Source organism: Paeniroseomonas aquatica, from assembly GCF_030409335.1.
In the GTDB taxonomy this organism is placed as follows: Bacteria; Pseudomonadota; Alphaproteobacteria; order Acetobacterales; family Acetobacteraceae; genus Belnapia; species Belnapia aquatica.
In genome coordinates, this window is sequence record NZ_JAUFPN010000117.1 from 1 (window position 1) to 8,788 (window position 8,788).

Consider the following 8,788-nt stretch of genomic DNA (forward strand, 5'->3'; position numbering starts at 1 on the left):
GGCGGCGACGCCGGCCGAGAAGGCCGCCGCCCATTCCGCCGCGCCGGGCGCCGCCGGCAGGCCGCGCGCCGCCCGCAGCAGCGCGGTCGCGTAGAAGGGGCCGGAGCTGCCGGCGATGGCCCGGCGCAGCGCCTCCCCCATCGCCGCCAGGGCGGTGGGCGGATCGGTCCAGGCCGCGTCGGGCAGCGCCCGCAGCGCCGCCGCGCCGCGCAACATGCTGAGGCCGAGGTCGCCGTCGCCAGCCGCCGAATCCAGCTCGGTCAGGCGGATCTCGGCCGCTTCCAAAGCCGCCGCCACCGCCATCACCGCCGCCCGCAGCGTCGGATCCGCCGCCCCGACCGGCGCCGCCGCGGCCCGCGGCGGCGCCGGCACCACCGCCCGGGGGGCGATCCGCCCGGGGCCCGGCCAGGCCGGCGCCGCACCCGGCGCATCCAGCAGCGCCAGCCGGGCAGCGTCCAGCCGCAGCACCGAGAGCGAACAGCCCGGCATCTCGAGGGCGGTCAGGAATTCCCCGGCCCAGGCCCGCTCCACCACCATGCCCCGCTCCCGCAGCAGGGCGATGGCGCGGCGGGCGATGATCGCCAGCTCCATCGGCGGCGTGCCGCCGAGCCCGTTCACCAGCAGCGCCACCGGGTCGCCGCGGCGCAGCCCGCGGTCCTCGATGATGACCGCCATGATCCGCTCGACCAGCGCATCGGCCGGCGCCAGCATGGCGCGCTCCACCCCCTGCTCGCCGTGGATGCCGAGGCCCAGCTCGATCTCGGCATCGCCGAGCACGAAGCCCGGCCGCCCCGCCGCCGGCACGGTGCAGGCGCCGAGCGCCACGCCCATGCTGCCGAGCTCCGCCGCGGCGGCCCGCGCCACCGCCGCCACCGCGGCGAGGTCCTGCCCCGCCGCCGCCGCGGCCCCGGCCAGCTTGTGGATCAGCACCGTCCCGGCGATGCCGCGCCGGCGCTCGGGCGGGACGGTGTCGCGCAGCGCCACGTCGTCGGCGACGACGATCACCTCGCAGGGGATGCCCTCGGCCCGCGCCAGCTCCGCCGCCAGGCCGAAGTTCAGCCGGTCCCCGGTGTAGTTCTTCACCACCAGCACGGCGCCCGCCGGTCCGGCAGCGGCGCGGATGCCGGCCAGCACCGCGTCGACGCTGGGCGAGGTGAAGACGTCCCCGGCGATGGCGCCCGCCAGCAGCCCAGGCCCGACATAGCCCGCGTGCGCCGGCTCGTGCCCCGCCCCGCCGCCCGAGAGCACCGCGACCGGCCGCGCCGCCGGCGCCGGCAGCCCGGCGCGGACGACGACATCCTCGTCCGCCAGCAGCGCCAGGCCGGGGTGGAGGTCGCAGAGCCCCTCCAGCATTTCCCGCACCACCTCGCGCGGGTCGTTCACCAGCTTCTTCATGGCCGTCCCTCCGCCGCGGCGGCCATGAGGGCGCCGCTACTTCACGCTAGCAACCCGCAGCGCGTTTGTGGTGCCCGCCGTGCCGAAGGGCACGCCCGCGGTCACCACCACCTCCTGCCCCGCCACCGCGAAGCCCTCCGCCTGGGAGGCCCGCAGCGCCTTGGCCACCATGTCGGTCATCGAATGCGGCTCCTGCGAGAGCAGCGGGTGCACCCCCCAGACCACCGCCATCCGCCGCGCCGTCGCGATGCTCGCGGTCAGGCCGAGGATCGGACAGTCCGGCCGCTCGCGCGCGACCCGAAGGGTGGTGGAGCCGGTGCTGGTGAAGGTCGCGATCACCTGCGCCTGGATGGTATGGGCCACCTGCCGCGCCGCGGCGGCGATGGCGCCGGCGCTGTTCGGCTCCGGCTCGGGGCGGGAGTTGTCGGTGAGCTGGCGCCAGCCGGGGTCCTGCTCCACCCGCGCCACGATGCGGTCCATGATGTTCACCGCCTCGAAGGGATACTGCCCGGCCGCCGTTTCGGCCGAGAGCATGACCGCGTCGGCGCCGTCGAAGACTGCGGTGGCCACGTCCGAGGCCTCGGCCCGGGTCGGCGCCGGGGCGGAGATCATGCTCTCCAGCATCTGCGTCGCGACAACCACCGGCTTGCCGGCGGCCCGCGCGGCGCGGACGATCTTCTTCTGCACCAGCGGCACCTCCTCGGCCGGCAGCTCCACGCCGAGGTCGCCGCGCGCCACCATGACGCAGTCGGCCAGGGCGATGATGCTGTCGAGGTTCTCGACCGCCTGCGGCTTCTCCATCTTCACCATGACCAGGGCGCGACCGGCGCAGATCGCCTGGCACTCGGCCACGTCCTCGGGCCGCTGGACGAAGCTGAGGCCGATGTACTCGATCCCGAGCGGCAGCACGAAGTCGAGGTCCTCGCGGTCCTTCGCGGTCAGCGCCGGGATCGGCAGCGCCACGTCGGGGACGTTGACGCCCTTGCGGTCGGACAGCGGCCCGCCGACCATGATCTCGGTCTCGAGGTGGTCGCTGCGGACATGCGTCACCCGCAGCCGCAGCTTGCCGTCATCGAGCAGCAATGACGTGCCGATCTGCGCCGCGGCGATGATCTCGGGATGCGGCAGCTGCACCCGGCGGACGTCGCCGGGATTGGGGCTGAGGTCGAGGCGGAAGGGCTGCCCGGTCTGGAGCTGCACCCGGCCGCCCTGGAACCGCCCGACCCGCAGCTTCGGCCCCTGCACGTCGGCCAAGATGCCGATCGGGCGGCCCACCTTCGCCTCCAGCGCCCGGATGATGGCGATGCGCTCGGCATGGTCGGCATGGCTGCCATGGCTGAAATTCAGCCGGAAGACATCGGCGCCGGCGCGGTACAGCCGCTCGATCACCTCGGGCGTCGAGCTGGCCGGGCCGAGGGTCGCGATGATCTTGGTCCGGCGGCGGCGGCGCAGCGGGATGCGGGTGGCCATGCGGTGTGGGGTCCCTTCCAGGGGCGAAATGGCGGGCGGTGGGTGGAGGTCCGGCCGCAGCCGGTGCGGCGGCAGGTCGAGCAGGCGGGCGAGTTCGCCCACCCGCTCGGCCGGGATGCGCTGCCACTGGGAGACGGCGGCGGGCGAGATGCCGAGGCCGGTGGCGATCCGGGTGACGGCACCGCGGCGGGCGAGGATGTCTTCGAGGCTTTGGTCGCGCATGGGGAGGAGCTTACGGAAATTAAGCTCACAGACAAGATCCATTTTCAGCTTAATATATTCGGCGAATTGTAAGCAGGACCAGACAGCGAAAATCGTTTCGATTTCATTTCGTCATGATCCAGGCTTTGGCGTCCAACCTGCGGAGGCATGACGATGGCGATCTATAACGGCACGACAAATGGCGATAGTTACACAGGTACCAGCAGTGCCGACACCATCTCGGGCAATGGCGGCAATGACACGCTTAACGGTGCCGGCGGCAACGACACCATCGATGGCGGAATCGGCAGCGATATGTTGTCCGGCGATACTGGCAACGACACCGTCTATGGCAGTTCGGGCTATGACACCTTGTATGGCGGTGATGGCGACGACCGCCTATACGGCGAGACCGACGATGACAGCCTCAGCGGCGGCGACGGTGCCGATACGCTGGACGGTGCCTCCGGCTATAACACGCTGGATGGTGGCGCCGGCATCGACTACCTGACCGGCGGCAGCCAGACGGACTACCTCTACGGCGGGGCAGGGATGGATACGCTCTCTGGCGGGACGGAAGCCGATTACCTCTATGGCGGGGCCGATGACGACTTCATGGTGGGCGATGCAGGCAATGACCGGCTGCAGGGCGATGACGGCAACGACTACCTGACCGGCAGCGATGGCAATGACCTGATCTATGGCGACCAGAGCGCGACCCTTGGCACGGGCAATGATTACCTGCGCGGCGATGCGGGGATGGATACACTGCACGGCGGGGCGGGGACGGATACGATAATCGGAGGTATCGATGTTGATACGTTGTACGGGGAGGCAGGAAAAGACTACTTCACCTTCATTCTGAACTACAGCACGGCCGCGGCGACAGATGTCATCATGGACTTTAGCCAGGGGGAATTCGATCAAATCAATGTATCTGCCATCGATACCAACACCGTTCTGGCTGGCGACCAAGTGTTTGATTTTTTATCCGTGAACGGCACGGCCTTTACTGGCGGGGGAATAGCCGAGCTGCGCTGGTTCACCAGTGGGACGGATACCTTTGTCGAAGCGGATATCGGCGATGGGGGCACCGCCGAGGTTTATGTGAGGTTGGTTGGAAGCTACAGTTTGCTTGCGGCAGATTTCATACTTTAAATTACCGTATAGCTGGGTGTTGGAAGTCACCCAGCTACATATTCGGCACATAGGTGCCCGCTATGATGCTTTCGTAGTTGGCTCGCATATTTTTGACACCCTCGATTACGCTGGGCATGGCTTTTTCACCATAGCCTATGCTTTTTCTTGTTCCATTAATTATCTCTTCGATCTGGCCAGGCTTCCAACCTTCCTTGGGGATATATTCAGCAAGCCCGCCATTTGCCGGCTGATAGAGCTTGCCCGTCTCTTCATAGATTTTGACTATGGTTTTTGATGTTTCAATGGTCTGCTGACTATTTACGGCATCCCTCTCTGCGTTTTGCACCATCTCCTGCATCCACCAAAACTGCTCGCGCCGTACCGCGACCGTATCCCCCTCCCCTCCACCCTCACCGCTCGCCGCTTCCGCCTGTTTCCCCACCAACGCCTCGATCCGCGGATCGATGATCACCGCCGGGCTCTCCGCCTTCGCCACCGGCGCCACCACCTTGGCATTCCCGCCACCCCCGCCCCACGTCAGGATCGACAGCGCCACCTGCGCCCCGGCCATCGTCGATGAATTCACAGTCATGGCGGGCCTCCCCGAAACCTCCACCCACCACCCTGCCCGCCAACCCGCTACGAAACCGTAAACCTCACCCCACCAGCACCACCCGAACATCATTCACATTGGTCAGCGTCGGCCCCGTCACCACCAGATCCCCCAGCACGGCAAACACCCCGTAGCTGTCGTGCCCCGCCAGCATCGCCCGCGGGTCGAGGCCCAGGGCCCGCGCCCGCGCCAGGGTCTCCGGCCCGGCGATCGCCCCGGCGGCATCCGACTTGCCGTCGATCCCGTCGGTATCCGCCATCAGCGCCCAGACCCCAGGGCGGCCCTCCAAGGCCAGGGCCAGGCCGAGCAGCCCCTCCATGCTCCGCCCGCCGCGGCCGCCCTCGCCCGCCAGCGTCACCGTGGTCTCCCCGCCCGAGAGCAGCACGCAGGGCGGCGCCACCGGCAGCCCATGCGCCGCGCTGCTGCGGGCGATCCCGGCCAGCACCTTGCCCAGCACCGCCGCCTCGCCCTCCAGCGCATCGCCGAGGATCAGCGGCGCGAGGCCCAGCGCCGCCGCCTCCGCCGCCATGGCCCGGAGCGCCAGCATCGGCGTGGCGATCATCCGGAGGTCGAGGGCGCCCAGCCGCGCATCGCCCGGCTTGGGGCTCTCCTCGGCTGCTTCGGCCAGGTGCCACACCACCGCCGGCGGCAGGTCCATCCGGTAATGCGCGACCAGCGCCCGCGCCTCGGCGAAGGTCGTCGGGTCCGGCACGGTGGGGCCGGAGGCGATCACCGCCGGGTCGTCCCCCGGCACGTCCGAGATCGCCAGGGTCACCACCCGGGCCGGATGCGCGGCGACCGCGACGCGCCCGCCGGAGAAGCCGCTCAGGTGCTTCCTGATGCAGTTCATCTCCTGGATCGGCGCGCCAGAGTTCAGCAGCGCCCGGTTCACCGCCATGAGGTCGTCGAGGCCGAGCCCCGCCGCCGGCAGCGTCGACAGCGAGGACCCCCCGCCCGAGACCAGGAACAGCACCAGATCCTGCGGCCCCAGCCCGCGCAGCAGCCCCAGCATCTCCGCCGCCGCCGCCGCCCCGGCCGCATCCGGCACCGGATGGCTGCCGAATCGCACCGCGATCCGCCGCCCCGGCGGCGGGTCCGGGACATCCGCCCCATGCGTGGTGATGACCATCCCGCTGAGCGGCACCGCCGGCCAGGCCCGCTCCACCGCCAGCGCCATCTTGGCCGCCGCCTTGCCGACGCCGATGACGATAGCCCGGCCCTTCGGTGGCTCCGGCAGGTGCCCGGCCAGCACCGTCAGCGGATCCGCCGCCGCCAGCCCCGCCTCGAACAGCCGGCGCAGGCCCGCCCGCGCCGTCGCGTCATCCCATGCCATGGCCCAGCCCCCCGCCTTTCTCCCGCGGAGTATGGCGAAGCCGCCCCCGATGGACCATCTAGGGGGCAACCCCGCGAGGAGACCCGCCATGCCCGTCCCCGAGATCGACCCCGCCACCCGCACTGAGTTGGAGGCCGCCGCCTTCCGCCGCCTGGTCGCGCACCTCCGCGAACGGACCGACGTGCAGAACATCGACCTGATGAACCTGGCCGGCTTCTGCCGGAACTGCCTGTCGAAGTGGTACCGCGCCGAGGCCGAGCAGAAGGGCCTCCCGCTCTCCGACCCCGAGGCGCGGGAGATCATCTACGGCATGCCCTACAAGGAGTGGCAGGCGCAGCACCAGACCGAGGCTTCGGGGGAACAGAAGGCGAAATTCGCCGCCGCCAATCCCGTTCACGGCTAGGTGACCGTTGCTGCCGGGGCCCCGGCAGGCTAGGCACGCCGCCCGCGCGACCCACCGGAGCAGTGCAGCATGAGTGACATCGAAGACGCCCCGTTCGACGAAGCCCGGGCCAGCCGCGCACGCCAGGAAGCCGACCCCGACCCCGAGGTCGGCGGCATCGCGGTGGACCGGCTGCGCTCCATCATCGAGCGAATCGAGCGGCTGGAGGAGGAGCGCAAGGCCCTCGCCAACGACATCAAGGACATCTACGGCGAGGCCAAGTCGGCCGGCTTTAAATACCCCCCTAGACCTGTAGTGTGTATGTAGATTCAATGGTTTGACGTATTTCTGTGTATCCGGCCTTGTATCTTCGACCAGTAGAATGGTCCGATAATACATTTCGTGGTTCTTCTCCCATCCCGCGACCCGCACCTCCCTAACTCCTAGGACGCTCATGTCTGACGTGCCATTTGATACTGAAGACCAGGCCGCCGCGAGCCGAGCCAGGCAGACGAATGATCCAGATCCCGAGGTCGGCGGAATTGCCGTCGATCGGCTTCGCAGCATTATTGAGCGCGTCGAACGACTTGAGGAGGAACGCAAAGCGCTGGGTAGTGATATTAAAGATATTTTCGCCGAGGCAAAAAATGCTGGCTTTGATATCGCCGTGGTGAAACAGGTCCTTAGATTGCGCAAAAAAGAACCCGCAGAAATCGAGGAACAGGAAACGCTACTTGATCTTTATAGGCGTGCGCTTGGTATGTGAATTCGGCGTTGTCGCATAAATCTTGCTGGTAATCCTGCATGAGCGAAGCACCGACCCAGGGCGGCCGCCCAAAGGCACGCTACCGGACGCGGAACTGGCGTGAGTACGACCGGGTGCTGATCATGCGCGGAGACCTGACGGTCTGGATTTCGCCGGATATCGCCTGGCACGCTGCCGAGGGTACGGGAAAGCGTGGCCGGCCGCCGGTCTTCTCGGATGCGGCTATCCAGTGCGTGCTGACGCTGAAGGTGCTGTACCAGCTGCCCCTGCCGGCAGCTCAAGGCATGGCGGAGAGCCTGATCCGGTTGGCCGGGCTGGACTGGCCGGTGCCGCACACCAGCACGCTCTCGCGGCGTCAGCAGAGCCTCAAGGTCGCCATTCCCTACTTCGCCTGCGGCGGGCCGCTGCACCTCGTGATCGATGCCGACAGCCACGAGGTGCGAGCCGTCGAGATGACCGACCACCGGCACGGCGATGGCGAAATCGTGCCGGGTCTGCTGGCGCAGCTACACCCAGAGGAGCAGATCGGCGTCATCAGCGGTGATGGGGCCGACGACACCCGCGGGGTCTATAAGGCCTCCGCCACCCGCGGGGCCGCCCTGGTCGTGCCACCGAGGCGCAACGGCAAGCCGTGGAAGGTGCATGCCACCGGAGCGGTGGAGCGCAACGAGAGCCTGCGTGCCATCAAGCACCTCGGACGCCGCCTCTGGAAGCGCTGGAGCGGCTATCACCGGCGCAGCCTGGCCAAGACAGCGATGATGTCCCGTCTCAAGCGCCTGGGCGAGCGGCTGTCAGCCCGTGATCCGGCCCGTCAGGTCGCGGAGGTGCAAATCCGCTGCGCCATCCTCAACACCTTCAACGCCCTCGGTATGCCCGACACCGTCGCTTGTGCCTGACCAAAGCGGCAAAGGAAAAAGCGCGCCCTCAGCCTGATTTACGCAACAGCGCCCCTGCAGGGTGCTAGCCGCACGGGCCAAGTGACGATTACGCTGATTTTGTCGCATCAAGCCGGCCAAGGCTGGCGACCACAACTGGCGACTGTGCTGATTTTCTTGATTCAAAGCGGGCCACAACCGACGACTGCGCTGATTTTGTCGCATTTGCGAGTATCAGGACTCTCGTCAGCAAGTAGGTTTGCACTAATGTTCGGACCAAGGCAGCCTCGATCTCGCTGAAATCTGGACCAGCAGCGCACTGACTCGTGGTCCGCTACGAACGCCGCGCCGACATCCATCTCGCCTTCACCACACTCGCCGCCGCTATCACCTGCCTCAAGCAAATCAGGCGGTTCTGTTAGGTGCTCTTATACCAAATCCCGCTGATCAGAACCGATGGGCCCAATCGCGCAGTCCGATGGACATGATGGTCCAGGGCTGCTCGACGAGCCGGTTCCCGGCGTGGCAGCAGTGATCGTCGTAGCAGCGGAAGACGCGGTTCGAGAGGCAATTATCCCGCATGAACTGCCAGGTGTTCTCGACCGGGTTCAAC

At 68.0% G+C, this 8,788-nt stretch carries 8 protein-coding genes and 3 pseudogenes; 6 read left to right on the forward strand and 5 right to left on the reverse strand.

Features of this window, described 5'->3' with window-relative positions:
* Both QWZ14_RS10775 and pyk read right to left on the reverse strand, forming a co-directional pair.
* Nucleotides 1-1,395, reverse strand: a 1,395-nt coding sequence (locus tag QWZ14_RS10775; RefSeq protein WP_290316661.1) for a dihydroxyacetone kinase family protein, incomplete at its 3' end; no start/stop codon positions are given.
* 36 nt (nt 1,396-1,431) lie between these two features.
* A complete protein-coding gene (pyk, locus tag QWZ14_RS10780) occupies nt 1,432-2,865 on the reverse strand; it encodes a pyruvate kinase (protein WP_290316668.1) in 1,434 nt (477 codons plus the stop codon).
* Nucleotides 2,866-3,240: 375 nt separating this feature from the next.
* Between pyk and QWZ14_RS10785 the strand changes: the two genes are divergently transcribed.
* Nucleotides 3,241-4,224 carry a calcium-binding protein gene (locus QWZ14_RS10785; protein ID WP_290316662.1) on the forward strand — a complete coding sequence of 328 codons (984 nt, stop codon included), beginning with the start codon at nt 3,241-3,243 and terminating at the stop codon, nt 4,222-4,224.
* Nucleotides 4,225-4,258: 34 nt separating this feature from the next.
* Here the strand turns inward: QWZ14_RS10785 and QWZ14_RS10790 are convergent, their stop codons facing one another.
* On the reverse strand, nt 4,259-4,798 hold the full coding sequence (locus QWZ14_RS10790) for a hypothetical protein (RefSeq protein WP_290316663.1): 540 nt from the start codon (nt 4,796-4,798) through the stop codon (nt 4,259-4,261).
* Between the two features lie 64 nt (nt 4,799-4,862).
* Entirely contained in the window at nt 4,863-6,152 is a 1,290-nt protein-coding gene (locus QWZ14_RS10795) for a glycerate kinase type-2 family protein (RefSeq protein WP_290316664.1), read from the reverse strand.
* 88 nt (nt 6,153-6,240) lie between these two features.
* On the opposite strand from QWZ14_RS10795, the gene QWZ14_RS10800 reads away from it, so the two are divergent.
* The 5 genes and pseudogenes from QWZ14_RS10800 to QWZ14_RS10820 all read left to right on the forward strand — a co-directional run.
* The gene (locus QWZ14_RS10800; RefSeq protein ID WP_290316665.1) at nt 6,241-6,555 is read left to right on the forward strand and encodes a DUF1244 domain-containing protein; all 315 of its coding nucleotides are present in this window, start codon (nt 6,241-6,243) and stop codon (nt 6,553-6,555) included.
* A 69-nt stretch (nt 6,556-6,624) separates the two neighbouring features.
* A pseudogene (locus QWZ14_RS10805) lies at nt 6,625-6,828 on the forward strand (GapR family DNA-binding domain-containing protein); the annotation flags it as partial.
* A gap of 160 nt (nt 6,829-6,988) precedes the next feature.
* Complete coding sequence (locus QWZ14_RS10810; protein WP_290316666.1) at nt 6,989-7,300, forward strand: DUF2312 domain-containing protein; 312 nt, start codon at nt 6,989-6,991, stop codon at nt 7,298-7,300.
* Between the two features lie 38 nt (nt 7,301-7,338).
* Complete coding sequence (locus QWZ14_RS10815) at nt 7,339-8,196, forward strand: IS5 family transposase (RefSeq protein ID WP_290316667.1); 858 nt, start codon at nt 7,339-7,341, stop codon at nt 8,194-8,196.
* A 302-nt stretch (nt 8,197-8,498) separates the two neighbouring features.
* Nucleotides 8,499-8,597: pseudogene (locus tag QWZ14_RS10820) on the forward strand (IS5/IS1182 family transposase); the annotation flags it as partial.
* Between the two features lie 25 nt (nt 8,598-8,622).
* Here QWZ14_RS10820 and QWZ14_RS10825 read toward each other — a convergent pair.
* A pseudogene (locus tag QWZ14_RS10825) lies at nt 8,623-8,788 on the reverse strand (IS630 family transposase); the annotation flags it as partial.